At 74.1% G+C, this 24,781-nt stretch carries 24 protein-coding genes; 10 read left to right on the forward strand and 14 right to left on the reverse strand.

All coding sequences use genetic code 11. The features are described 5' to 3' along the window. Window positions 1–183: 183 nt before the first annotated feature. From AC4H2G_RS03590 to AC4H2G_RS03600, 3 genes are all read right to left on the reverse strand, one after another. Window positions 184–2,331, reverse strand: coding sequence for an elongation factor G (locus AC4H2G_RS03590; protein WP_494364378.1), 2,148 nt, complete (start codon window positions 2,329–2,331; stop codon window positions 184–186). A gap of 131 nt (window positions 2,332–2,462) precedes the next feature. Then, window positions 2,463–3,275, reverse strand: a complete 813-nt coding sequence (locus AC4H2G_RS03595; protein ID WP_494364379.1) for an endo alpha-1,4 polygalactosaminidase — start codon at window positions 3,273–3,275, stop codon at window positions 2,463–2,465. A gap of 107 nt (window positions 3,276–3,382) precedes the next feature. After that, on the reverse strand, window positions 3,383–4,198 hold the full coding sequence (locus tag AC4H2G_RS03600) for a MerR family transcriptional regulator (protein ID WP_494364380.1): 816 nt from the start codon (window positions 4,196–4,198) through the stop codon (window positions 3,383–3,385). 191 nt (window positions 4,199–4,389) lie between these two features. On the opposite strand from AC4H2G_RS03600, the gene AC4H2G_RS03605 reads away from it, so the two are divergent. Then, complete coding sequence (locus tag AC4H2G_RS03605) at window positions 4,390–5,181, forward strand: SAM-dependent methyltransferase (protein ID WP_494364381.1); 792 nt, start codon at window positions 4,390–4,392, stop codon at window positions 5,179–5,181. A gap of 97 nt (window positions 5,182–5,278) precedes the next feature. Here AC4H2G_RS03605 and AC4H2G_RS03610 read toward each other — a convergent pair whose 3' ends face one another. The 6 genes from AC4H2G_RS03610 to AC4H2G_RS03635 form a co-directional block, all read right to left on the reverse strand. Beyond that, complete coding sequence (locus AC4H2G_RS03610) at window positions 5,279–5,986, reverse strand: HAD hydrolase-like protein (protein ID WP_494364382.1); 708 nt, start codon at window positions 5,984–5,986, stop codon at window positions 5,279–5,281. After that, a complete protein-coding gene (locus AC4H2G_RS03615) occupies window positions 5,983–6,345 on the reverse strand; it encodes a hypothetical protein (protein ID WP_494364383.1) in 363 nt (120 codons plus the stop codon). Before AC4H2G_RS03615 ends, AC4H2G_RS03610 begins: the two co-directional genes overlap by 4 nt. An 80-nt stretch (window positions 6,346–6,425) precedes the next feature. Then, window positions 6,426–6,956, reverse strand: a complete 531-nt coding sequence (locus tag AC4H2G_RS03620) for a DinB family protein (protein WP_494364384.1) — start codon at window positions 6,954–6,956, stop codon at window positions 6,426–6,428. 29 nt (window positions 6,957–6,985) lie between these two features. Beyond that, entirely contained in the window at window positions 6,986–7,342 is a 357-nt protein-coding gene (locus tag AC4H2G_RS03625) for a MazG nucleotide pyrophosphohydrolase domain-containing protein (RefSeq protein WP_494364385.1), read from the reverse strand. Window positions 7,343–7,363: 21 nt separating this feature from the next. Further along, the gene (locus AC4H2G_RS03630; protein ID WP_494364386.1) at window positions 7,364–8,317 is read right to left on the reverse strand and encodes an SDR family oxidoreductase; all 954 of its coding nucleotides are present in this window, start codon (window positions 8,315–8,317) and stop codon (window positions 7,364–7,366) included. An 89-nt stretch (window positions 8,318–8,406) separates the two neighbouring features. After that, window positions 8,407–9,249 carry a DUF3159 domain-containing protein gene (locus AC4H2G_RS03635; RefSeq protein WP_494364387.1) on the reverse strand — a complete coding sequence of 281 codons (843 nt, stop codon included), beginning with the start codon at window positions 9,247–9,249 and terminating at the stop codon, window positions 8,407–8,409. A 202-nt stretch (window positions 9,250–9,451) separates the two neighbouring features. On the opposite strand from AC4H2G_RS03635, the gene AC4H2G_RS03640 reads away from it, so the two are divergent. Together AC4H2G_RS03640 and helR are read left to right on the forward strand one after the other, a co-directional pair. Continuing rightward, window positions 9,452–10,297 carry a helix-turn-helix transcriptional regulator gene (locus AC4H2G_RS03640; RefSeq protein WP_494364388.1) on the forward strand — a complete coding sequence of 282 codons (846 nt, stop codon included), beginning with the start codon at window positions 9,452–9,454 and terminating at the stop codon, window positions 10,295–10,297. 155 nt (window positions 10,298–10,452) lie between these two features. Continuing rightward, window positions 10,453–12,660 (forward strand): RNA polymerase recycling motor ATPase HelR, encoded by a 2,208-nt coding sequence (gene helR / locus AC4H2G_RS03645; protein WP_494364389.1) that lies wholly within the window; start codon window positions 10,453–10,455, stop codon window positions 12,658–12,660. A gap of 70 nt (window positions 12,661–12,730) precedes the next feature. Here helR and AC4H2G_RS03650 read toward each other — a convergent pair whose 3' ends face one another. Further along, window positions 12,731–13,588: an ABC transporter permease gene (locus AC4H2G_RS03650; RefSeq protein WP_494364390.1), complete on the reverse strand. Its 858-nt coding sequence runs from the start codon at window positions 13,586–13,588 to the stop codon at window positions 12,731–12,733. Next, window positions 13,588–14,637, reverse strand: a complete 1,050-nt coding sequence (locus AC4H2G_RS03655; protein ID WP_494364391.1) for an ABC transporter ATP-binding protein — start codon at window positions 14,635–14,637, stop codon at window positions 13,588–13,590. Before AC4H2G_RS03655 ends, AC4H2G_RS03650 begins: the two co-directional genes overlap by 1 nt. Before the next feature lie 134 nt (window positions 14,638–14,771). Between AC4H2G_RS03655 and AC4H2G_RS03660 the strand changes: the two genes are divergently transcribed. From AC4H2G_RS03660 to AC4H2G_RS03670, 3 genes are all read left to right on the forward strand, one after another. Beyond that, window positions 14,772–15,683, forward strand: coding sequence for a TetR/AcrR family transcriptional regulator (locus tag AC4H2G_RS03660; protein WP_494364392.1), 912 nt, complete (start codon window positions 14,772–14,774; stop codon window positions 15,681–15,683). Window positions 15,684–15,739: 56 nt separating this feature from the next. Then, window positions 15,740–17,434 (forward strand): phosphoglucomutase (alpha-D-glucose-1,6-bisphosphate-dependent), encoded by a 1,695-nt coding sequence (gene pgm, locus AC4H2G_RS03665; protein WP_494364393.1) that lies wholly within the window; start codon window positions 15,740–15,742, stop codon window positions 17,432–17,434. Window positions 17,435–17,606: 172 nt separating this feature from the next. Beyond that, the gene (locus tag AC4H2G_RS03670) at window positions 17,607–18,338 is read left to right on the forward strand and encodes a hypothetical protein (RefSeq protein WP_494364394.1); all 732 of its coding nucleotides are present in this window, start codon (window positions 17,607–17,609) and stop codon (window positions 18,336–18,338) included. Between the two features lie 93 nt (window positions 18,339–18,431). Here the strand turns inward: AC4H2G_RS03670 and AC4H2G_RS03675 are convergent, their stop codons facing one another. After that, window positions 18,432–18,731, reverse strand: coding sequence for a GNAT family N-acetyltransferase (locus AC4H2G_RS03675; protein ID WP_494364395.1), 300 nt, complete (start codon window positions 18,729–18,731; stop codon window positions 18,432–18,434). A 46-nt stretch (window positions 18,732–18,777) separates the two neighbouring features. Here AC4H2G_RS03675 and AC4H2G_RS03680 point away from each other — a divergent pair, with 46 nt between their 5' ends. Further along, complete coding sequence (locus AC4H2G_RS03680) at window positions 18,778–20,082, forward strand: MFS transporter (protein WP_494364396.1); 1,305 nt, start codon at window positions 18,778–18,780, stop codon at window positions 20,080–20,082. A 179-nt stretch (window positions 20,083–20,261) separates the two neighbouring features. On the opposite strand, the gene AC4H2G_RS03685 is transcribed toward AC4H2G_RS03680, so the two are convergent. Further along, a complete protein-coding gene (locus AC4H2G_RS03685; RefSeq protein ID WP_494364397.1) occupies window positions 20,262–20,861 on the reverse strand; it encodes a helix-turn-helix domain-containing protein in 600 nt (199 codons plus the stop codon). A 48-nt stretch (window positions 20,862–20,909) separates the two neighbouring features. On the opposite strand from AC4H2G_RS03685, the gene AC4H2G_RS03690 reads away from it, so the two are divergent. Both AC4H2G_RS03690 and AC4H2G_RS03695 read left to right on the forward strand, forming a co-directional pair. After that, complete coding sequence (locus AC4H2G_RS03690; protein WP_494364398.1) at window positions 20,910–21,863, forward strand: class I SAM-dependent methyltransferase; 954 nt, start codon at window positions 20,910–20,912, stop codon at window positions 21,861–21,863. Window positions 21,864–21,947: 84 nt separating this feature from the next. Then, window positions 21,948–23,018, forward strand: coding sequence for an NAD(P)/FAD-dependent oxidoreductase (locus AC4H2G_RS03695; RefSeq protein ID WP_494364399.1), 1,071 nt, complete (start codon window positions 21,948–21,950; stop codon window positions 23,016–23,018). 22 nt (window positions 23,019–23,040) lie between these two features. Here AC4H2G_RS03695 and AC4H2G_RS03700 read toward each other — a convergent pair whose 3' ends face one another. After that, the gene (locus tag AC4H2G_RS03700) at window positions 23,041–23,679 is read right to left on the reverse strand and encodes an isochorismatase family protein (RefSeq protein ID WP_494364400.1); all 639 of its coding nucleotides are present in this window, start codon (window positions 23,677–23,679) and stop codon (window positions 23,041–23,043) included. Between the two features lie 107 nt (window positions 23,680–23,786). Here AC4H2G_RS03700 and AC4H2G_RS03705 point away from each other — a divergent pair, with 107 nt between their 5' ends. Then, complete coding sequence (locus AC4H2G_RS03705; protein WP_494364401.1) at window positions 23,787–24,761, forward strand: GlxA family transcriptional regulator; 975 nt, start codon at window positions 23,787–23,789, stop codon at window positions 24,759–24,761. Window positions 24,762–24,781: the final 20 nt, after the last annotated feature.

Raw genomic sequence — 24,781 nt, forward strand, 5'->3', positions numbered from 1 at the left:
CACCGACCACATGCGGGAAGTGGTCGCTGCCGACGGCTTCCGTGGGGCAACGTCTCGCATCTCGCGGCACCGACGAGAGGCGGTCGACGAGCAGGGCTTCGCCTCGCCGGCTGCGGTGCTACCCCGGCGGACCGGGGTACCACGTCGCCCGGACCGGGGTACCACGTCGCCGTGGGCGGGTTCTTACTTCGCGGCGGCCGGGACCCCACCCGGGAGGATCTCGTAGCGGTCGGGGCGGGCGGTGAACGAGCCGCGGCCGCCGGTGAGCGACCGCAGGTCCAGCACGTACCGCGTGAGCTCGGCCTCGGGGACGAGCGCCTCGACGACCACGCGGCCGTCGTCGAGCGAGTCCGTGGCCGTGATGTGGCCGCGCCGCGCGGAGAGGTCGCCCATGACGTCGCCCTGCGCGTCGGACGGGACGGTGACGGTCACGGCGGAGACGGGTTCGAGCACGACCGTCCCCGCCACGGCGAACGCCTCGCGCAACCCTGCCCCTCCGGCGGTGCGGAACGCCATGTCGGACGAGTCGACGGAGTGCGCTCTGCCGTCGTACACCTCGACGCGCACGTCCACGACGGGGTAGCCGTGCGGACCGCCCGCGGCCATCGCCTCGGCGACGCCGCGCTCGACGGCCGGCAGGTACTGCCGCGGCACGGACCCGCCGACGACCGCGTTGGCGAACTCGAACCCCGCCCCGCGCGGCAGCGGCGCGACCCGCAGCTGCACGACGGCGAACTGCCCGTGACCGCCCGACTGCTTCTTGAGCCGCCCCTCGGCCTCGGCGGGCCGCGCGATCGTCTCGCGGTACGCGACCTGCACGGGCTCGGTCGTCACGTGCACGCCGAACGTGCGCTCGAGCCGTTCGAGCGCGACCGCGAGGTGGGTGTCGCCGAGGCCGCCGAGGACCGCCTGGGTTCCGGTGAGGTCGACGTGCAGCGTCGGGTCCTCGGCGACGAGGCGCGCGAGCGCGGCCGACAGCTTGTCGTCGTCGGACTGCGACACGGGCCGCAGCGCGTGCGCGTAGACGGGCGGCCGGGCGGGCAGAGGACGCGCCGTGACGGGCGAGCGGCGGCTCGCCAGGAGCCCGCCCGTGGTCGCCGCGCCGAGCTTCGCCGCGGCGGCGACCTCCCCCGCACCGACACGCTCGACGGCGACGTGCTCGCGCCCGCGCAGCCGGAACAAGCCGTGCACGCGGTCCTCCGCGCCCGTCGCGACGTCGACCAGGCGGTCCCCGCTCGCCACGGTCCCCGAGAGGACCTTGAACACGGACACCTGGCCCACGAACGGGTCCACGACCGTCCGGAACACGTGGACGAGCGCGTCCCCGGACGGCTGTGCCACCACCTCGGTCGTGGCCCGCGTCTCGTGCCCGACGGCGCCGCTCGCCCCGGTGCCGTCGTCGCCCGGGTGCGCGGCGGCGTCGGGCAGGAGGACGACGGCCGGCCGGTCGACGGGTGAGGGGCCGAGCTCGCACACGAGGTCGAGCGCGCGGTCGATCCCCACGCCGGTGAGCGCAGAGGCGAGGACCACCGGCACGGCCTCGCCGTCGCGGACCTCCTGCGCGAGCGTGCGCTCCAGGTCGGCGACGCCGGGCTCGTCACCGGCAAGATAGGCCTCGAGCTGCTCGTCGTCGTGCGTGACGATCTCCTCGACCACCTGGTCGTGGAGCGCGTGCTCCTCGGTGCGGACGTCGTCGGGGACCGCCTCGTCGTGGCCGTGCCAGTCGAGGTGCCCGGCGCCGTCGCCGTCGTACTCGCGGGCGCGTTCGGTGAGGACGTCGGCCACGCCGTGGAGCGACTGCTCCTCGCCCAGCGGGAGCTCGAGCGGGACGAACGACGCGGTGAAGCTCGACCGGACGTCGTCGAGCACGGTCCGGAAGTCGGCGCGCGCGCGGTCCTCCTGGGAGACGAGGACGAGGCGGGGGATCCCCGCCTCGTCGCACAGCCGCCACGCCTCTTGTGTCCCGGAGCGGACCCCGTCGACGGCGCTCACCACCACGACCGCGAGGTCCGCCACCGCGAGCGCCGCGTCGACGGCCCCGAGGAAGTCCGGCGAGCCGGGGGTGTCCAGGAGCGTCACGCGGTAAACCTCGCCGTCGGGCGCGGTCCAGTCGAGGTGCGCGACGCCGAGACCGACCGAGATGCCCCGCGCGATCTCCTCGGGCTCGTGGTCGCACACGGTCGTGCCCTCGGTGACCGAGCCGGGTCGCGGGATCGCGCCCGCCCGATGGAGGAACGCCTCCGCGAGCGTGGTCTTGCCCGATCCGCTGTGCCCGACGAGGGCGACGTTCCGGACCGTGCGCGGCCCGGGGGCTGACGACGACGTGCCCATGGCTGCCTCCCTCGGCTGCCTCGCGACGCTGTCTCGCGGCGGGCGAGCGCCCACCGTCACCCCAGGCTAGTGAGGTGACGCCGATCCTGCGCGGGTCGGAGGCCCCAGGGGCGGCCGGTGCAGCGAACCGGTCAGCACTGCTCGCGCACGTAGCCCGCGTCGTCGGGCCCCACGAGGTCCCGGTCGCGCAGGACGGTGAGCGGCGCGCGGTCGGTCCGGGCGCACACCCGGTCGAACGGCTCCGGCAGGGCGTCGTCGTACTCGACCTGGAGCACGTGGTCGCCGTACACGGCCGTGTACGCCGCGCACTCGTCGTAGACGGCGCACTCCTCGGTCACCGCGAAGTCGAACCCCAGGTCGTCGCGGGCCGTGCGGGCGACCTCGGCCGCGTTCTTCTGCGCCACGGCCAGGCCCGCGTCGTGCGCGAGGTCGACGTACGCCGCGGCCAGCGCGAGCGCACCCTCCTCGTCGATGCGGCCGGTCGCCGGGTCGTCGAAGCGGGTCCACGTGTCGAGGTTGTCGATCTCCACCGCGTCGAACCCGGCATCGGCGCAGCCGCTGACGATCGGACCGATGACGTCCAGGATCCCGTCCCGCTGCACGGAGGTCGACGGGTCGAGGACGTGCTCGTCGGGCCAGTCCGGGTCGACCACCAGCTGCCCCGACGCGTCGTGGAGCAGCAGGTCCTCGTGCTCGCGGAGCCAGCGGTCCGTCTCGCCCGGTTGGGTCTGGAAGCCGTTGACGTAGCAGACCGAGTACGCGCCGTCGGCAGGCTCGGCGGTTGCGTCGCGCACGACGACGTCCAGCCCGCCCGGGACGTCGTACGCCGCGCCGAGCTGGTAGTCGAACGTGCCCTCCGTCGGCGGCAGGCGGTACGCGGCCGGCGACGACGCCGCGGAGCAGCCCACGAGCACGACGGTCGTCGCCGCGGCGAGCAGTACCACGGCGACCGGCCACTCGGCGTGCGTCCCGGCGCCGGCACGCCTCGAGAGAGGGCTCGCGCGGAGCCCTCCCCCGAGGCGTCGCCCGGTCGGCCGACCGGGCGGTCGCGTCACAGGACCCGGTCGACGTAGACGCGCAGCGCGTCCCGGACGAAGGTCGCGCCCTCGACACCGCCGTAGTTCTTCGCGAACCGCGGGTCAGCCACGTACATGTCGCCCATGGCGAGGACGTACTCCTTCACCGTCGCACCTCCCGCACCGGGCGTGCCGGGGACGCTGCCGAGCCACTCGACATGGCGGCGCGCGAGGTCCTGCCCCTCGTCGGACGCCGGGTCGACGCCGGCACCGGCCGCCGTCGTCCAGTCCGCGTTGAGACGCGCGACCTGCTCCCCGAAGGCGTTCTTCTCCTCCGCGGACAGCCCGCGCCACCAGGCGTCGCTCCGCGCGTACGCGTCCTTGCCCCAGCGCTCGGTGACCTCGTCCTCGTACTGCGTGTGGTCGAACCCGTCGAACATGTCCTTCGCCATGAGCTCGCCACCTCCTTCCATCGTGGTGATCGTCCGTTCCACCGACGCGATCTGTCGCGCCAGCCGCTGCCGCTCGGCGCGCAGCCACTCGAGATGGCCGCGCAGCGCCCGCACCTGGGAGTCCCCGGCACCGGTGCCCGACGACGCCTGGTCACCCGGGCCGTCGAGCGCCGCCTTGATCGCGGGCAGGCCCAGACCGAGGTCGCGCAGGAGGAGGATCCGCTGGAGGCGGACGAGCGCGTCGGCGTCGTAGTGGCGGTAGCCGTTCGACGCGACGCGGGTCGGGGCGAGCAGCCCGACGGCGTCGTAGTGACGCAAGGTACGGCTGGTCGTGCCGGCCAGCCGCGCGACCTCCTGGATCGACCAGTCGGCCGTGCGACCGGGTGCCGCGACTCCCATGACACCCTCCTCCCGTGTGCCCCGCCGCTCCGTGCGGCAGCGATCATCACGCTAGGAGTTGACGTTACGTCAAGGTCAAGGCGGTGGCGACGCCCAGTTCCCCCTACGGGACGCGGCCGTCCTCCGACGGCGTACCGTCGAGAGCGACGTGCGCCGTCGGGACGCACCACGACGACGTGCGGAGGGCCGACATGGCCACGAGCGACCGGGTCCGTGACCACTACGCAGGCAGCGACCTCGCGGCGCGCATCCTGGCCGCCGCCGGTGCCGCCGACGGCGGCGGCACCGTGCCGGTCGACGCGCTCGCGCCGTTCGACGAGCTGCACGCCGGGGGCCTGGCCACGACTCTCTACCTGCTGAACGTCCTCGAGCTCGACCCGGGCACGTCCCTGCTCGACGTCGGCTGCGGCCTCGGCGGCTCGTCCCGGGTCGCCGCCGACCGCCACGGCTGCCCGGTGACCGGCGTGGACCTGAGCCCGGACTTCGTCGCCGCTGCCCGCGTCCTGACGGAGCGCGTCGCGCTGTCGCACCTCGTCCGGTTCGAGGTGGGGGAGGCACAGCAGCTCCCGTGCGACGACACGTCCCACGACCGCGCGGCCATGATCCACGTCGGGATGAACCTGCCCGACAAGGCCGCGGCGTTCACCGACGTGCACCGCGTCGTACGGCCCGGCGGACTGTTCGGGCTGCACGACCAGATGCGCGTCGGCGCCGGAGACCTGCCCTACCCGCAGCCGTGGGCCGTCGACGACGAGACGTCGTTCCTCGAGTCGCCGTCCTCCTACGTGGACGCGCTCGCCGCGGCCGGCTTCGAGGTGCTGAGCGTCGAGGACCGACGCGCGGCGCTCGCTGCGGCTCCTGGGGAACCCACCGAGGACCGGGCCGTCGTCTTCGGCCCCGCCTTCGTCGAGCGCATCACGAACATGATGGCCGCGACGCGAGCCGGGATCCTCGCGCCGGTGGTCGTGCTGGCACGGGCCTGACAGCCGACGGCCTCACGCCGAGACAGGCCTACCTCTCGGGTTCGACCGTGATCTCGGCCCTCCAGGAGATCCAACAGCCGGAGCGCGTCCCGACGGATCAGGCGACGTCGTCTCGAGCGAGCCCGAGGACGGCCGTGACGAGCTCCGCGGGCGACCCGACGACGGCGCGTGCCCCGGCCGCCTCGAGCTCGCCGGGCTCGGCGTAGCCCCACGCGACACCGACGCACCCGATCCCGTGCTCGGCCGCACCGTGCACGTCGTGCTCGCGGTCACCGACCATCACGACCTCGTCCGACGGCAGGTCCGCGAGCCCCGTGTCCGCCCGCAGCCCGTCGAGCGCGTGCGCGATGACGTCGCCCTTCGTGCCGCGCGTGCCGTCGAGCGTCGCGCCGAACACGTCGTCGACGCCGCGATCGAGGTGCGCGTCGAGCCCGAGGTGCTCGACGATCCGGCGTGCGTAGACCTCCGGCTTGGACGTCGCGACGGCGAGGCGCACGCCGCGCGCCCGCAGCGACGCGAGAGCCTCCGGGACGCCGTCGAACACGGCGTTGTCGAACATCCCGCCCGCCGCGTACACCGCGCGGTAGGCCGCGATCGCGTCCTCGACGAGGTCCGCCGGGACGCCGAGCGCGGCGAAGCCGTCCCCGAGCGGCGGGCCGACGACCCCACGCACCGCCGCGTCGTCGGGCACGGGTACGCCGACCTCGCGCAGCGCGTGCTGCGCGCACGCGACGATGCCCGGAGCGGAGTCCGCGAGCGTCCCGTCGAGGTCGAGCAGGACGAGGCGGTACCCGGGCGCGCTCATGCGTCGCCCGACGGCGCGCCGTCGCCGGTGGAGCGCTCGACGCCTCCCGCTCCAGCAGCAGGTGCGGGGCGGGCCCGGCGGCCGAGGACGAACCCGCCGACGAGGCCGAGCAGCAGTGCGCCGCCCGCGGCGAGGAGCGCCGACCGGCCGTGCCACGGCGCGCCTGACGGTGTGAACGTCGTGCTCGACTCCGGTGCGTAGGCGAACCAGCCGTACGTCACCGGGCGGCTCAGGACCCACGCCGCCGAGACGAGGAGCGCGACCCCGAGGACACTCGCGACGACCAGGCCGACGGTGGTCGCCCTGCTGCGCGAGACACGCGGTCGTCGCGGGAGGGGCGGGGGCGGCGGCGCGGTCACGCCCGCCATCGTGCCGGGTGCCCGACACCGCGGCAACCGTCGTCCACGGCGGCGCGCTCCCGCCGGTCCCCCCGCGAGGACTACTCGCCGACCGCGCCGTCGATCGACTCGCGGATGAGGTCCGCGTGGCCGTTGTGCCGCGCGTACTCCTCGATCATGTGCACGACGATCCAGCGCAGGTTCCACGGCTCGCCGGTGCGCCGGTGCCTCACGGCCGAGACACGGTCGAGGCCGCCGTCCGCCATCGCCGCCTCGAGGATCTCGTCGGACGCGGCGATCGACCGGTCCAGCAGGACGCGCAGCTCCTCCGGGCTGTCCTGCGTCGCGCTGTGCCAGTCCCAGTCCGCGTCGGCGTCCCAGTCGGCCGTGTCGAACGGCGCGATGAGGGGCTTGCCGAGGAAGATCTCCGAGAACCAGTACGACTCGACGAGCGCGACGTGCTTGAGCAGCCCGCCCAGCGACATGGTCGACGGCGGCAGGGTCCGCGCGAGCTCGGCGGCGTCGAGGCCGGACGTCTTCCAGCGCAGCGTGTCGCGGTGGAAGTCGAGGTAGCCGCGCAGGGTCGTGATCTCGTCGGCGGTGGCGGGAGGGTCGGTGCGCTGGTCGGTCACCGCGTCACCCTAGAGGCGCGGCGGACCGCTCATCCATCGAATTCACCCTCCCACGCGAGCCACTTGCGCCGCACGGCCGCCTCGACGTCGACGCCCTGGGACCGGGCGAGGAGCAGGAGGTGGGCGAGCACGTCGGCGACCTCGTCCGCGAGGGCCTGCCGGGCGTCGTCGGGCCCGGGTCCTCCGGGGCCGCGCGGGCGGGTGCGGCCCGTGGCCGCGAGGAACGCCTGCGTGAGCTCGCCGACCTCCTCGGTGAGCTTGAGGGCGAACCAGTCGGCGTCGCGGTCGATGCCGAACTTCCGGGCGTAGAGCGCGGAGACCGCCTCGACACGGTCGGCGAGGTCAGGGAGGGTGAGAGGGCTGGCGAGCGGCGCGTCGTCGGGCACCGGTCCAGTGAACCACCGCGCTCACGCCGCGACGGCGGCGGGGGCGAGCGACACCCTCGCCAGCTCCTCGGACACCCGCCAGACCCGGTCCGCCTCGACGGGGTCGCGCAGGGGACGGAAGAGGCGGTGCTCGGCCGGGCCTCCCCCGAGGTTGCCCGGCCCGTCCGGGCCGTAGAGCCGTCCGCCGCGAGCCTCGGGCGAGGTGGCGGCGAACAGCGCGGGCAGCGCGGCGCTCTCGGGCGTCCCGAGCAGGATCCCTGCGCGGGACAGCCGGCGGATGAGCGCGATCTGCGGCGTGTCGCGGTCCCGCCCCAGCTCCGGTCGCGCGGTGAGCAGGCTCGTCGGGGCGACGCCCGGGTGCGACAGGTTGCTGGTGATGCCCCAGCCGCCGGCCTGGCTCCGCCGTTCGAGCTCGAGCCCGAACAGGCCGAACGCGATCTTGGACTGGCTGTAGGCGCGACGACCGTCGTAGAGGGTCTCCCAGTTGACGTCGTCCCAGCTCATCGCCCCGTTCCGGGCCGCCACGCTGAGCTGCGACGTGACGCGCGCGCGCCCCGCGGACAGCAGCGGCAGGAGGTGCGCGACGAGCGCGACGTGCCCGAGGTGGTTGGTCCCGAGCTGGAGCTCGAACCCGTCGTCCGTGGTCTGGCGGTCCGGCGGGGTCATGACCCCGGCGTTGTTGACGAGCACGTGGATCGGGCGGCCCTCCGCGCGCAGGTCCTCGCCCAGGGCGGCCACGGACCGCAGGGACGCGAGGTCGAGGTCCTTCAGCACCACGCGCGCGGACGGGTGGGCGCGGCGGATGCGGTCGACGGCCGCCTCGCCCTTGACGCGGTTGCGGACGGGGAGGACCACCTCGGCCCCGGCGGCGGCGAGCCGCTGCGCGATGAGGAGGCCGATCCCGTCGCTCCCTCCGGTGACGAGGGCGCGTCGGGCGGACAGGTCGGGCAGGTCCAGATGGGGTGTGCGAGGCATGGTGGTGCTCCTGTCGTGGGTGGTGGTCGGAGTCAGGCTCGGGTGCTCGGTGGTGCTCGGTGGTGCTCGGTGCTGCTCGTGGTCCCGGGTCAGCGGGGCGCGGTGCTCGGAACCGGTGCGGCGAGGGGCGCGGTGGCCACCCGGCGCGCGACGACGAGCGTCACCGCGAAGTGGACGGCGAACAGCGAGGTGGCGGCGACCTGGATCCCGGCCAGGATCCCCGGCTCGTCGGCGAGGTAGAACACGACGCGCACGACGAGGTTCGCCGCCGCCATGGCCAGGCCGACGAGCGACGTGACGGTGTAGACGCGGCGCAGAGCCGGGTGCTGGGGCCAGTCGCGGGGCCCGCCCGCGAGGCGGTTGACCATGAACCCGGTCAGGGGCCGGCGCGACGTCAGGGAGACGACGTAGGCGAGGACGAAGACGACGGGCAGGACCATAGTGGGCAGGAAGAAGGCGCGCGCCTCGCCGGCGAGCGCGGCGACCGTCGCGCAGACCGCGGCGACGACCAGGCCCGCGATCGCGGCACCGGGCGGCTCACGCCGGGCGAGACGCACGCCGCTCGCGACCACCGCGGTGACCCCCAGGGCGACGAAGGCCGTGCCGAGCCCGGCGGCGGCGTCCGCGGCCACGAACGCGATCGTCGGGGCTGACGCCACCGCGAGACCGACCGGCCCGCCGACGCGCTCGAGCGTCCGCCGTGCGGCGGTCCGCGCCGCGGACGTCTCCGGGGGGTCCGGCAGACCGAGCACCCGGCGGGCGGTCGCGCTGGGGCCCGACGACGCGTCGCGCGGGTCGGCAGGCCGGGTGTCGGTGGGCTGGGGTTCGGTGGGCTGGGGTTCGGTGGGCTGGGGTTCGATGGGCCGGGGATCAGCGGCGTGGGGATCGGCGTGCTCGGCCGGGACGGGAGCGAGGGCTTGCTGAGGGTTCACGGTGTCCTCCGGGGTCGGTCGGGCTGTGCCGCCACCGTCACACCGCGCCGAGAGCGCATCCAGGGCCTGTCGATCCGTGCCTGCGGGCGAGATCGTCCGCGCCCCGACGACTGCCGAGAGGGGGATCGACAGGCCGTGGCTCCCGGGTCGCAGGCACGGTAGAACGGACACACCCAGTCACCCGCTGAGAGGACGTGGACCGGTGATCGACAGGGCAGGACTCGCGGAGTTCCTCCGCCGCCGTCGGCAGGCGCTGCAACCCGAGGACGTCGGCCTGCCCCGCGGGCAGCGTCGCCGGACCTCCGGTCTGCGCCGCGAGGAGGTCGCCGTGCTGTGCCACATGTCGACCGACTACTACGCGCGGCTGGAGCGCGAGCGCGGCCCCCACCCGTCCGCGCAGATGGCCGCCTCGATCGCCCAGGGCCTGCACCTGAGCCTCGACGAGCGCGACCACCTCTTCCGCCTCGTCGGGCACCAGCCGCCTCCCCGCGGAGCGCTGAGCGACCACATCAGCCCGGGCCTGCTGCGCATCCTCGACCGGCTGACCGACACCCCGGCCGAGATCGTCACCGAGCTGGGCGAGACGCTGCGCCAGACGCCGTTGGGCGTCGCTCTGACCGGCGACGCCACCCGGTACACCGGCCCCGCGCGCAGCCTGGGGTACCGGTGGTTCACCGACCCCACCAGCCGTGCGCTCTACCCGCCGGAGGACCACGAGCGGCTGTCCCGGGTGTTCGCCTCACAGCTGCGCCAGGTCGTCACCCTGCGCGGACCCGATTCCCGAGCCGCGCACCTGGCCGAGGTCACCCTCGCGCACAGCGAGGAGCTGCGCCGCCTCTGGGACGCGCACGAGGTCGGTCACCGCCACCGGCCCGACGAGACCAAGCGGTTCGTCCACCCCGACGTCGGCGCGCTCGAGCTGCACTGCCAGACGCTGCTCGACCCGCAGCAGTCGCACCTCCTGCTCGTCTACACCGCCGTGCCCGGCAGCGAGAGCTACGAGAAGCTGCAGCTGCTCTCGGTCATCGGCGCGCACGTGCCGGCCTGAGAGCTCGACGGTCTTCAGCCGGGCCGCGGCCTCGCCGACCGCGCGATCCCCTCCCTTCTCAACGTATAGCGCACAGGGGGTCTTGCGGCAAGGCCCCCCTGGGCGCTCAGACTTGCGGGATCCCGCTGGCCGACCGGCCCGACGAACGGAGTCCCGTGAACCCTCTCGCCACGAGCGCCTTCGACCTCCCCGCGCGTCTCTCCGCCAAGGCCGACCCGGCGCTGGTCGCCGACGACGAGCGCCACCTCGCCGACATCGCGGCGACCCTCGAGGAGCAGGTCGCCGACCTCACCGAGCGCCTCGACGCCGCCCGCCGCGCCCCGGGCGGCCACGGCCAGGCGGCGCTGGACCGCGACCAGGAGGTCCACCGCCTGACCAGCCGCCTGCGCACGCTGCGCCGGTTCGGGCTCGACCTGTGCCTCGGCCGCATGGTCCCGGCCGACGGTTCCGAGCCCGTCTACGTCGGGCGCCTCGGCCTCACCGACGGCGCGGACCGCCGGCTGCTCGTCGACTGGCGATCGCCGGTGGCCGAGCCGTTCTTCGGTGCGACCCACGCCGACCCGATGGGCCTCGCGAGCCGCCGCCGCTACCGCTGGACCCGCGGCCGCGTGAGCGACTACTGGGACGAGGTGTTCACGCCCGACGGCCTCGAGGGGAACGTCGCGCTCGACGACCAGTCCGCGTTCGTGGCGAGCCTCGGCACCAGCCGCTCGCCTCGGATGCGCGACGTGCTCGGCACGATCCAGGCCGACCAGGACGCGATCATCCGTGCGGGGTCGCGCGGCGCGCTCGTCGTCGACGGCGGTCCCGGCACGGGCAAGACCGTCGTCGCCCTGCACCGCACCGCCTACCTGCTGTACTCCGACCCGCGCCTCGGCCACCGCCGCGGCGGCGTGCTGTTCGTCGGACCGCACCAGCCCTACCTCGCCTACGTCGCCGACGTCCTGCCGAGCCTGGGCGAGGAGGGCGTGCAGACCTGCACGCTGCGCGACCTCGTGCCCGAGGGGGCGAGCGCCCGGCCCGAGACCGACCCCGAGGCCACGCGGCTCAAGGCCTCCGTCGAGCTCGTCCGGGCGATCGAGCCGGCCGTCGCGTTCTCCGAGCGGCCGCCGACCGAGGGGATGGAGGTCGAAACCCCGTGGGGCGACGTGTGGGTGAGCACCGCCGACTGGACCGAGGCGTTCGAGGCGCCCGAGCCCGGCACCCCGCACAACGAGGCGCGCGACGACGTCTGGCACGCGCTCCTCGGCATCCTCGTCGACAAGATCGTCGAAGGGGTCGGCGAGGGGGCCGCAGACGAGGTCGTCGCCGAGCCCAATGACGAGACGGCCGACGGCGGTGGTGTCGCCGCGGAGCAGGTCCGCCGCGCGCTCGCGCAGGACCGCGAGCTGGGCGCGGCGTTCAACCGGGCGTGGCCGCTGATCGAGGCGACCGACCTCGTGGCCGACCTGTGGTCCGTCCCCGCCTACCTGCGGCTGTGCGCCCCGTGGCTCACGGCCGACGAGGTGCGGGCGCTCCAGCGGGACGAGCCCCAGGCGTGGACCCTCGCCGACCTGCCCCTGCTCGACGCCGCACGTCGGCGCCTCGGCGACCCGGAGGCGTCGCGACGTCGTCGCCGGCGCGAGGCGGCCGTCGCGGAGGAGCGGCGGCGCATGGCGGACGTCGTCGACGACCTCGTCGCCGCCGACGACTCCGAGCTCCTCGTCATGTCGATGCTGCGCGGGCAGGACCTGCAGGACGCGCTCGTCGACGGGTCGGCCCCGCCGCCGGACCCCGGCCTGCTCGCCGGCCCGTACGCGCACGTCGTCGTCGACGAGGCGCAGGAGCTCACCGACGCCGAGTGGCGGATGCTCCTGGACCGCTGCCCGTCGCGGAGCCTGACCGTCGTGGGTGACCGTGCCCAGGCCCGGCACGGGTTCACCGAGACGTGGGAGGAGCGTCTCGGACGCGTCGGGCTCGACCGGGTGGAGCTCGCATCGCTCAGCATCAACTACCGGACGCCGGAAGAGGTCATGGCCGAGGCCGCGCCGGTCATCCGCGCCGCGCTCCCGGACGCCAACGTGCCGACGTCGGTCCGCAGCACCGGGGTGCCCGTCCTGCACGCACCCGCCGCGGAGCGCGACGCGATCCTCGACGGCTGGCTCGCCGAGCACGCCGAGGGCACCGCGTGCGTGATCGGCGACCCGACGTTCGCCGCGACGCCGCGCGTGCGCTCGCTGACGCCGGAGCTGGCGAAGGGGCTCGAGTTCGACCTCGTCGTCCTCGTGGACCCGGAGTCGTTCGGCGAGGGGATCGAGGGCGCCGTCGACCGCTACGTCGCCATGACGCGGGCGACGCAGCGGCTCGTGGTGCTCACGCGCTGAACGCAGCGGCGCCCCGGTCGGCACCCGTTGGGCACCGGCCGAGGCGCCGGACGTGCTCGTCAGGTACCCGTCAGACCGTGCGCCGCGTGCGCCGGATGCCGACCCACAGGCCGACGGCGCACGTCACCGCCGCGGCGACGAAGCCCCACAGCACGTCGGTGTCCGCGAACCGGCCGGCGAGCAGCGCGCGCTCGGCGTCCACGATGTACGTGAGCGGGTTGAACAGCGCGGCCGTGCGCATCCACGCCGGGCCGGCCTCGAGCGGCAGCATCATCCCGGACAGGATGAGCAGCGGGAACAGCAGCGACTGCTGCACGCCCCAGAACAGCCACTCGCGGTTCTTCGCCGCGAGCGCCAGCGCGATCGACAGCGCACCGACGCCGATGCCGAACAGGCCGAGCAGCGCGAGCCCGACGAGCAGGTGCAGCGGATACAGCGTGAACCCGAACGGCACGCACACGAGCGCGATGAGCAGGCCCTGCACGACGAGCGGCGCGAACTCCTTGAGCGCACGCCCGACGAGGATCGCCGAACGGTCGAGCGGCGTCGCGAGGACCCGCTCGTAGGAGCCGGTCATCATCTCGTAGAGCAGGTTCGAGCCGCTCATGGACGTGCCGAACAGCGAGATCATGACGATCACGCCGGGCACGAACCACTGCAGCGTGTCCGCGGTGCTCGCGCCCTCCGCTCCCCCGAACGACCCGCCGACGGCGCCGGTGAGCAGCGGCCCGAACAGCCCGAGGAAGATCAGCGGCTGCAGGAGCGAGAAGATCAGCGTGAACGGGTCGCGCAGCACGAGCAGGATCTCGCGCGTGAACACCGCCCACGTGTCGGCGAAGAACTTCGCGGCCCCCGTCCGCGGGGTGGCGTCAGGGCCGGAGGTCACCCCGGTGGCCTGTGCTCCTGACACGTCGGTCCTGGTCGACATCACGCCGCCTCCTCTCGCAGGCTGCGTCCGGTGAGGTTGAGGAACACGTCGTCGAGGCTCGCCTGCCGCAGCTCGGCCGAGCGCACGGCGAACCCGGCGACACGCAGCGCCTCGATCGCCTCGGGCAGCCGGTCGGCGCCGTGCGTCGTGGAGATCCGGACGGCGAGGCCCCCGTCCGCGCCGGGCGTCACCTCCGCCCGCTCCGCGTCCTCGGCGAGGGCCGCGCGGACGCGGGCCGCGTCGTCGGGCAGCACGGTTGCCGGTGCACCGGCGGGCAGCCCCGTGGTGCCCGACGCCGCGGGCGCGGCCTGCGCGGGTCCGTCGCCGGGAAACGGGGCCACGGCGAGCGTGATGAGGTCGTCCGCGTGGTCGCGCTTGAGGTCGTCCGGCGTGGCGTCGGCGATGATGTCGCCGTGGTCGATGACGACGACGCGCTCGGCCATGTCGTCGGCCTCGTCGAGGTAGTGCGTCGTGAGGACGATCGTCATGCCGTACCGCTCGCGCATCGCCCGGATGTGCTCCCAGAGGTTGGCGCGCGCGTGCGGGTCGAGCCCGGTCGTGGGCTCGTCGAGGAACAGCAGCGGCGGGTGGTTCATGAGGCCCAGCGCGACGTCGAGACGCCGCCGCTGCCCGCCGGACAGGGACTGCACGGTGCGCTTCTCGAGCCCGCCGAGGTCGAGCGCCTCGAGCAGGTCGGCCGCTCGCCGCGCGTACTCGGCCGGAGGGAGGCCGTAGAAGCGGCCCTGGTTGTGCAGCTCGTCGAGCACGCGGTAGGAGTAGCCACCCCCGTTGCCCTGGCCGATGAAGCCGATGCGCGAACGGACGCGCGCGGGGTGCTTCGAGACGTCGTAGCCGGCGACCTCGGCCGTCCCGGCGGTCGGTTCGAGGAGGCTCGTGAGCATCCTCAGGGTCGTGGACTTGCCGGCCCCGTTGGGACCGAGGAACGCGACGAGCTCGCCCTCGCGGACGTCGACGTCGATGCCCTTGACGGCTTCGACGACCTCTTTCTTGCGGTGGAAGGTCTTGGTCAGGCCACGGGCTCGGATCACCGGAGCCACCCTTTCGTACGCCGTACCGAAATTGACTCGACCACGTTAGCATACGGTGTACGGGAAGAGGCAGGCCGATAGGGCGTCCGGGATCCGAGGCGGACCCGCCAGGAGAAGTCGGGGAGGATACGCACGTGACGACCGACCGCACCGACGATCGCGCACCCGACGACGCGCCGTCGGGCACCCCGCACACCTCGCTCGAGGCGCCGGACGCCCAGGATCCGTGCCGCCCGCGCGGCGTCGTCGCGGCGGCCGAGGCCGGACTCCCGAGCGCGGTCGCGGCCGCCGAGCACGCGCGAGCGGTCAACGACGAGATCGTGCGCACGCCCGAGGTGACTCGGCGGCTCGCGCTTCTGTGGGACCCGCCCGTCCCCGCGACGCGCGGACGAAAGCCCCGCCTCACGCTCGACGACGTCGTGCAGGCGGGTATCGCCGTCGCGCAGGAGGGCGGGCTCGACGCGCTGTCGATGCGCCGGGTCGCGACCGAGCTGGGCGTCGGCGCGATGTCCCTCTACACCTACGTCCCCGGGCGCACGGAGCTCGTCGACCTCATGATCGACCGGGCCTACTCCGAGCTCGACTTGCCCACGGCCAGCGACCCGTGGCGCCGGGCGCTCGCGCAGTACGCGCACGAGATGTGGAACCTCTACCTGCGCCACCCGTGGATCCTGCAGACCAACATGTGGCGGGCGCCGCTCGCCCCGCACGTGCTCGACGCCCAGGAGGCCGGGCTGCGCACGATCGTCGACACCGGTCTGGGCGAGGTCCGGGTCGCGGAGACGCTCGCGCTGGTCGACAACTACGTGCAAGGGCTCGCGCGCGCGACGATCGCGGAGTCGTCCGAGCAGGACGGCAGCGACGAGTACTGGAACACGCTCGGCTCGTTCTGGGAGGACTGGTTCGACGTCGAGCGGTACCCGACCATGACGCGCATCTACGTCGCGGGCGGCTTCGACGCCCCGCAGGGTCCGTTCGACACGAACCTCGACCGCCTGCTCGACGCGGTCGAGATGTCGATCGACCGGGCCGCCGCCACACGCTGAGACCGGTGGGCCGTCCCGGCTGACGTGCACGCACCACCCCTGGCAGGATCGTCCCCATGGACCCCCGCGCCGGCACACCCGCCCAGCCCAGCGACCTCATCGACGTCGACGCCGTGGTCGGCGCCTACTACGACCTCGCCCCCGACGTCGACGACCCGGCGCAGAAGGTCGTGTTCGGCACGTCGGGCCACCGCGGGTCGAGCCTCGACCACGCGTTCAACGAGGCGCACATCGTCGCGATCACGGCGGCGATCGTGGAGTACCGCCGGTCGCAGGGCACCGACGGCCCGCTGTACATCGGCCGCGACACGCACGCCCTGTCGCTCCCCGCGTGGCAGACCGCGCTCGAGGTGCTCGTCGCCGCGGAGGTCCAGACGTACGTCGACGCGCGCGACTCGTTCACGCCGACGCCCGCCGTCTCGCAGTCGATCCTCCTGCACAACGGCGCCGCGACGTCCGAGGGCGTCCGCACGGTCGGCCCCGGCGTCGCGGACGGCATCGTCGTCACGCCGTCGCACAACCCGCCGCGCGACGGTGGCTTCAAGTACAACCCGCCGCACGGCGGGCCGGCCGGGTCGGAGGCGACCGGCTGGATCGCGGACCGCGCGAACGAGCTCCTGCGCACCGGCGTCGGCGCCGTCCCGCGCGTCTCGCTGACGCAGGCGTTCGAGTCCGAGCACGTCCACAAGCACGACTACCTCACGACCTACGTCGACGACCTCGTGAACGTCGTCGACCTCGACGCGATCCGCGCGGCGGGCGTTCGGATCGGCGCGGACCCGCTGGGCGGCGCGTCGGTCGAGTACTGGGGCGAGATCGGCGAGCGGTACGGGCTCGACCTCACGGTCGTGAACCCGCAGGTCGACCCGCGGTGGTCGTTCATGACGCTCGACTGGGACGGCAAGATCCGCATGGACTGCTCGTCGCCGTACGCGATGGCGTCGCTGGTCTCGGGCATGACCGGTGACGCGGCGAGCGGCGACGGCGGCGCGCCGTTCGACGTCGCGACGGGCAACGACGCCGACTCCGACCGGCACGGCATCGTCACGCCCGACGCCGGGCTCATGAACCCGAACCACTACCTCGCCGTGGCGATCGAGTACCTCTACGGCGGCGCCCGGGGCGGGTGGAGCGACGACGCGGCGATCGGCAAGACGCTCGTGTCGTCGGCGCTGATCGACCGCGTCGCGGGCGGGCTCGGGCGCCGGCTGATCGAGGTTCCAGTCGGGTTCAAGTGGTTCGTGCCCGGGCTGCTCGACGGCTCGGTCGGGTTCGGCGGCGAGGAGTCCGCGGGCGCGTCGTTCCTGCGCACGGACGGCCGCGTCTGGTCGACCGACAAGGACGGCCTGCTCCTGGCGCTGCTCGCGTCGGAGATCTTCGCGACGACGGGGAGGTCGCCGTCGGAGCACCATCGCGACCTCGTCGATCGGTACGGCGAGTCCTGGTACGCGCGCGTCGACGCCCCCGCGACGCTGGAGGAGAAGGCGACGCTCGGCAAGCTCTCGCCCGAGCAGGTCACCGCGACCGAGCTCGCGGGCGAGGAGATCACGGGGAAGCTGACGAGCGCGCCCGGCAACGACGCGGCGATCGGCGGACTCAAGGTGACGACCGAGAACGCGTGGTTCGCCGCGCGGCCGTCGGGCACGGAGAACGTCTACAAGATCTACGCCGAGTCGTTCGTGTCCGAAGAGCACCTCGCGCAGGTCCAGGCCGAGGCGAAGGACGTCGTCTCGGCCGCCCTCGCGCAGTAGTCCCGCCGCCGCCGAGAACGACCTGAAGGTCGTTCTGGAGCCCTTTCCGTCCTTCAGGTCGTGTTCGCGCCGGGGAGGGAAGCCGGCGGACGGGAAGTGGTCCCCATCGATGCCGGTACCGGCCTCCGGGTAGGGTCCGTGCGGCCCACCCCCACGAGCTCCCGGAGATCCCATGCGTCCCGTCCGTACCGTCACCCGTCTCACCGTCGCGGCCGCGCTCGCCGTCGGCCTGACGGGGTGCACCATCAACGTCGGCGGTGCCGCACCGGAGACCTCGGCTCCCGAGGAGACGACGGCGGAGGAGCCGGCCGAGGTGGAGGACGCGGAGGAGGTCGACGCGGAGGCCACCGAGGAGACCGCCGCGGCCGACGGCGAGCAGCCCGACTGGGCGGACCCGGTCAGGACGCCCGGCGAGCAGATCTCGAGCTACACGGTGGGCGACGTGCGGGTCGACGTCTACCAGGTGAGCGTCGCCCAGGCCACGGACACCGGCAACTTCGTGGACCCGGAGAACAACGAGCCGATCATCGCCGTGGGCGACGACATCGTCTTCGTCAACTACGTCGTCACGAACGAGGGCGAGCCGATCGACCTCGGCTCGAGCCTCGTCAACACGAGCGCGCGCTACGACGACTGGCCCTACCTGCAGGGCATGGACTCCGTCACGGACTTCGACCTCACCGAGGCGCAGGGCGTCAACCGGAGCGGCCTCGCGCAGGACGCCTTCCGTGACCCGTCCGTCTACACGTTCGGCACGGGCCAGACCTACTCGTACGGCGAGAACTTCCCGTACCAGCCCGGGTCGCCGATCACGTTCGAGTCGGTCATCACGCCGGTCGACGCCGAGGGCGAGCTCCTGCACGACGAGCGCCTCGAGGGCTCGGGCACCGGCACCATCTCCTGACGACGTCCGGGCCCCGGCGACCGCAGGGTTCCCCGGACGAGCACGACGGCGCGGGTGCGGGACGACCGCACCCTCGCCGTCGTGCATCCGGGCTCAGCGGTGCGTGAGGTCCTCGTACGCGGGGTGGCGCGCGATGTAGGTCTTGATGAACGGGCACAGCGGCACGACGCGCTCGCCCGACCGGCGGACCTGGTCGAGGGCACCGGCGGCCAGCGCCGACCCGACGCCCCGGCCCTCGAACACCGGATCCACCTCGGTGTGCGTGAAGACCACCCGTCCCGGCTCCCTCACGTACTCGGCGAACCCGGCGACGACGCCGTCCGGAGTGCGGGCCTCGAAGCGGTCGCCGATGTCGACGACCTCGATCGTCTGCGGGTCTGTGTCCTGGCTCATGGCTCCCATCGTCCACGATGCGGGCACCCGGTGCGACACTGGGACGGTGGTGCAGGATCCTTCGCTCTCCCCGGCCGGACCGGAGGACGACGACCCCAGTGACGAGCGCGGCGTCGCGGCCCTCGAGGCCCCGACGTCGCGCAACCCCTACCGGGCGGTCCTGACCGTTCCCGGCGCGTGGCGCTTCTCCGCCGCCGCACTGGTCGCCCGCCTGCCGATGTCCATGGTCGGCATAGGCACGATCCTCATGATCCAGGGGATCTATGGCGAGTACGCCCTCGCCGGCCGCGTCGCGGCGGTGCTGATCGTGGTGCAGGCCATCTTCTCGCCGCAGATCGCGCGGCTCGTCGACCGCGTCGGCCAGCGCAAGGTCATGCTGCCCCTGCTCGCCGCGACGACCCTCGGGCTCGGCGGGCTCATCCTGTGCGCGGTGCTCGGGACGCCCGAGTGGACGCTGTACGTCTTCGCGGCGATCGCCGGCGGCACGCAGGGCTCGTACGGGTCGATGGTCCGCGCGCGGTGGACCCACGTGCTCGACGACCCCCGGCGCCTGCACACCGCGTACTCCCTGGAGTCCGCGCTCGACGAGCTCGTGTTCGTCGTGGGGCCCGTGCTCGCCACGATCCTCGCGACGGCCGTGTTCCCGTCCGCCGGGCTGCTCGTGCCGCTCGTCGCGGCCGTCGTCGGTGGGCTGTGGTTCCTGTCGCAGCGCGGGACGGAACCGGCCGTCGTCGTGCCGGAGCCGGGGGTCAAGCAGCGGTCGGCGATGCGGTCGACGGGGATGATCGTGCTCGCCGTGATCTTCGTCGCGATGGGCATCGTGTTCGGCGCGACCGACGTGTCGACGATCGCGTTCGCCGAGGAGCAGGGCCAGCAGGGCGCCGCCGGGCTGATCCTCGCGGTGTTCGCGTCCGGCTCGCTGCTGTCCGGGCTGTTCTACGGCGCGCGGCACTGGGTCTCGCCGCTGTGGCGGCGTTTCGTGCTCGGGATCGTGGGCCTCGGCGTCGGCGTGAGCCTGTTCTTCTTCGTCACGTCGCTGCCCGTGCTCGCGGCGGTGATGTTCGTGACCGGCTTCGCCATCGCGCCGACGCTCATCAACGGCAACGGGCTCGTCCAGAACCTCGTCGCACCGAACCAGCTCACCGAGGGTCTCGCGTGGGTCGGGACGTCGCTCGGCGTGGGCGTGTCGATCGGATCGTCCGTCGCCGGGACGCGCATCGACGCGGCCGGCGCGCACGCCGGGTTCGAGGTCGTCGTCGCGGCGGCGCTGCTCGCCGTCGTGCTGGCGCTCGCGGCGCTGCGGTCGCTGCGGCGCAGTGCCGCGCGCGAGGACGTCGCGCCCGCGGCCTGAGGGCCTCGCGCCGTGGGCCACCGTTGCGCCGTCGGGCCACCGGTGCGCCGTCGGGCCACCGCTCCTGCCGAACCCCGGGTTATGCGCCCATGAACGGCCCGAACGACTCATAACCCGGGGTTCGGCACGGGACGGCGCCGTGCAACCCCGGGTTCGGCAGGTGCCCGACGGCGGCCCCGTCAGTCCGGCGGCGACGGTGCCGTGGTTCCGTGGCGGGCGTCCCGGAGGTGGGCGCGCTCGCCGTCGTGGTCGAAGATCGTGAGGATCTCGACCGGGCCGTCGTGCGCGCCGAACGAGTGCGGGACCATCGTGGAGAACTCGGCCGCCTGCCCGGCCTGGACGAGGACGCGTCGCTCGCCGAGGTAGAGGATCGCGGTCCCGGAGAGCACGGTGAACCACTCGTGGCCGGGGTGCACGCGCTGGTGCTCGGGGCCCACCGGCCGCTCCGGGGTGATGCGCATCTTCGCCACGGTGGCCCCCGCGCGCTCGCGCGACAGGAGCCATGTCGTGACGCCCTCCTGGCGGTCGGGCTCGGGCCGGATCACGACGTCCTCGTCGTCGACCGGCTCGACGAGCTGGTCGAGGGTCGTGCCGAGCGCCCGCGCGATGGGCACGAGCTGGTCGAGCGCGATGCGGCGGCCCCCGGTCTCGATGCGGCTCAGCGTCGACGGGCTGAGGTAGCACCGGGCCGCGAGCGCGTCGAGCGTCCAGCCGCGCGCGAGGCGCAGTCCGCGGATCCGCTGCCGGACGACGGCGTCGAGGTCGACTTCTTGCGTCATGCGCAAGAGCCTATGCCCTCAACGCATGGCTCGACTACCGTAGTGGACATGACCTCTTCCGCCCGACCGCACGCCGCGCCGGACCACGAGCACGGCCACGGCCACGAGCACGGCCACAGCCACAGCCACAGCCACCACCTCGACGACGGGGGCGACGGCCTGGCAGAGCTCCTCGACCTGGATGCGCGAGTCTTCGCCGGTCTCCTCGCCGACGCGGTCGACGTGGCGGTCTCGCTCTCCTCCGAGCCGACCCGCACGGTCGTCGACCTCGGTGCCGGCACGGGCACCGGGACGCGCGCCCTCGCCCGCGCGTTCCCGCAGGCCGAGGTGGTCGCGGTCGACGCGGACGCGACGATGCTCGAGCGCCTGCGTGCGCGGCTCAACGGGTCGGGCGTCGAGGGGCGCGTGCGGACCGTCGAGGCCGACCTCGACACCGCCTGGCCCGACCTCGGCGCGGCGCCCGGCGGCGCACGAGACGGCGGCGAGGTGTCTCGCGGCGTCGACGTCGTGTGGGCCTCGGCGTCGCTGCACCACGTCGCCGACCCGGCGCGCGTCCTGCGCGACGTCCGCGACGCGCTCGTCCCGGGCGGCCTGCTGGTCGTCGTCGAGATGACGGCCACGTCGCCCGTCCTGCCCGACGGCGTCGCGCACCCCGACCTCGCCGCCCACCTCGAGAGCGCCCTGGCCCAGGCCGGCTGGAACCGCTACCCCGACTGGTCGCCGTACCTGACCGACGCCGGGCTGGACCTCGTCGAGCGCCGCGAGCCGACCGCCGTCGTGCAGCCGGGACCGGACGTCACGCGCTGGGCGCGCGCGACCGTGTCGCGTCAGCGCGAGCACCTCGCGGAGCACCTCGACCCGGACGACCTCGCCGCGCTCGACGCGGTGCTCGCCGCGACGGCCCCGGCGGACCCCACCGACCCGGCCGGCGAACCCGCCGAGCACACCGTCGGCGCGCGCGGCGGCCGCATCGTCTGGGCCGCCCGCCGCCCCCTCCGCTGAGTGCATGAAATAGTCGCCGTCCAGGCCGATTCTCGCGACTGTTCCATGCACTCAGCGACCACCGATCCGCTGCTGAGGAGAACCATGACCACCACCTCGTCCACCACCACCTACGACGTCGTCATCGTCGGCGGCGGCCCCGCCGGCCTGTCCGCGGCGGTGACGCTCGGGCGCTCGCTGCGCTCCGTCGTCGTGATCGACGCCGGCGAACCGCGCAACGCCCCCGCCGCGGGAGCGCACAACCTGCTCGGGCGCGAGGGGATCGCGCCGCACGACCTGCTCGCCGCCGGTCGGCGCGAGGCGGCGTCGTACGGCGCGGAGGTCCGGCCCGGCCGGGCGGTCGCGGTCCGGCGCGAGGGTGACGGCTTCGTCGTCGACGTCGAACCCGTGCCGGGCTCGTCCGGCGAGCCGGGCCCGACGACGGTCCGCGCCCGCCGCATCCTTCTCGCCGCGGGCCTCGTCGACGAGCTGCCCGACGTCCCGGGCGTGCGCGAGCTCTGGGGCCGGGACGTCGTCCACTGCCCCTACTGCCACGGGTACGAGGTCCGCGGCCGCCACATCGGCGTCCTCGGCACCGGCCCGGCCGCCGTGCACCAGGTCCTGCTGTTCCGCCAGCTCAGCGACCACGTCACGCTCTTCCTCCACACGGCACCCGCGCCCGACGACGCCACGTGGGAGCAGCTCGCGGCGCTCGGGGTGCGCGTGGTCGAGGGGCGGGTCGCCCGCCTCGAGGTGCACCGGCTCCCCGACGGTGACGAGGCGGCTCGGTTGCGCGGCGTCGTCCTCGACGACGGCACCCGGTTCCCCGTCGACGCGATCGCCGTCGCGCCGCGCTTCGTCGCACGCGGCGAGCTGTTCGAGCAGCTCGGCGGCACGCTCGAGGACCACCCGATGGGTGGGAGGTTCGTCCCCGTCGACGCGCGCGGTGCGACGGCGCTGCCCGGCGTCTGGGCCGCGGGCAACACGAGCGACCTCTCGGCGATGGTGGGGGCGTCCGCGGCGGCCGGCGTGATGGCCGGCGCGCAGATCAACGCCGAGCTCGTGACAGAGGACGCCGCCCGCGCCGTCGAGCGCCGTCGCTCACCGTTCTCGGCGCGCGGAGAGGCCGAGGTCGCAGCCCTCGTCGGAGGCGACCGCGCGCACGGGCCCGCCTGAGCTCTTCGGCGGGCGCCCCACCTCAGCCCTGCGCGGCGCGCTGTGCGCCGACGACGGCGGACGTGCCGAGGTCGCTCTTGGAGAGGGGCTCGCCTGCGGCGACGGCGTCCGACCACGTGGTGGTGTCGGCGACCGCGGCGAAGTTGGACGCGAGCAGCGTCAGCAGCGTGGTGTGCACCGTCTTGGCGTCCGCGAAACCGGCGTCGTTGGCGATGTTGATCGCCCCCGTCGCGTCGGACAGCACCTCGGCGGTCAGGCCGTGCGTCTCGGCCTCGGCGGCGGAGGCGAGGATGCAGTTGTTGGTCATGTAGCCGACGAGGGTCACGGTGTCGACCTCGTGGGCGCGGAGCCAGTCGAGCAGGTCCGTCCCGGCGAAGACCGTGCCGTACTGCTTCACGACCGACTTCCACGCGTCCGTCCGGCGGCTCTCGACCTCGGGGTGCAGCTGGAAGCCGGGTGCGGTCGGGTCGAACACCGGCGCGCCCTGGCCCGCCGTGTGCTGCACCGCGGCGACCGGGATGCCGGCTGCGGTGGCGACGTCGATGGCCGCGGCGATCCGGGGCAGCGACTCGGTGTGCGGCGGGTACTGGATCTCGAGGGGGCCGCCGAAGTAGTCCTGCTGGACGTCGACGAGGACGAGGGCGCGGCGCGGGGTGGTCATGGCGGGTGCTCCTGGGTTCGGGGGACGTCGCCTCGGGGCGACTCGTCGATCCTCGCGCCCCCAGACCCTCGCCGCCATTGGCACGCGTGCATCGTTACGATGGATTGGTGCCAACCTCTGGACCGCCGCTGCGCATCGCCGTCTACGCGTTCGACGGCGTCACGATGTTCCACCTCTCCGTCCCGCAGATGGTCTTCGACGAGGTGTCACGGCAGGGGATCGCCTCCTGGGAGACGGTGCTGTTCTCCGACCGCGCCGGGTCCGTCCGCACGGCCGAGGGCTACCGGCTCGGCGAGGTACGGGGCCCGGCCGCCGCCGCGAACGCCGACGTCGTCGTCGTCCCGTCCTGGTTCGAGGACGGACGGCCCGCCGGGACGACGCTGCGGCGCACGCTCGCGAGCGCGCACGCCCGGGGCGCGACCGTCGCCGGGTTGTGCCTCGGCGCGGTCGCCGTCGCCGACGCGGGCCTGCTGTCCGGCCGGGAGGCCGTGACCCACTGGCAGGCCGTCGACATGCTCGCGAGCCGCCACCCCGACGTCGCGATGGACGCGTCCGTCCTCTACATCGACCACGGCGACGTGCTCACCTCGGCCGGGACCGCGTCGGCGATCGACGCCTGCCTGCACCTCGTCCGCCGCCGGCTCGGCGCTGCCGCGGCCAACCAGGTGGCGCGCCAGCTCGTGGTGGCGCCGCACCGCGAGGGCGGGCAGGCGCAGTACATCGAGCGCCCCGTGCCCGCGCACGCCTCGGACGACCCGGTCTCCCGCGTCGTCGCCTGGGCGATCGAGCACCTCGACGAGACGCTGACGGTCGAGCGGCTCGCCGCCACGGCGCACATGAGCAGGCGCACCTTCATCCGCGCGTTCCACGCGTCGACGGGCACCACCCCGGCCTCTTGGGTCCGCTCGCGCCGGCTCGACGAGGCGCGCCGGCTCCTCGAGTCGACGGACCTGCCCATCGACCAGGTCGCGACGACGTGCGGGTTCGGCAGCGCCGTGACGCTGCGGCAGGGCTTCGCCGCCGCCTTCGGCACGTCACCCTCGGAGTACCGGCGCCGCTTCGACGCCCGCACGACGACGTGACGCACCCGACGCCTCCCCGC

The organism is Cellulosimicrobium sp. BMG9.23 (assembly GCF_059159985.1).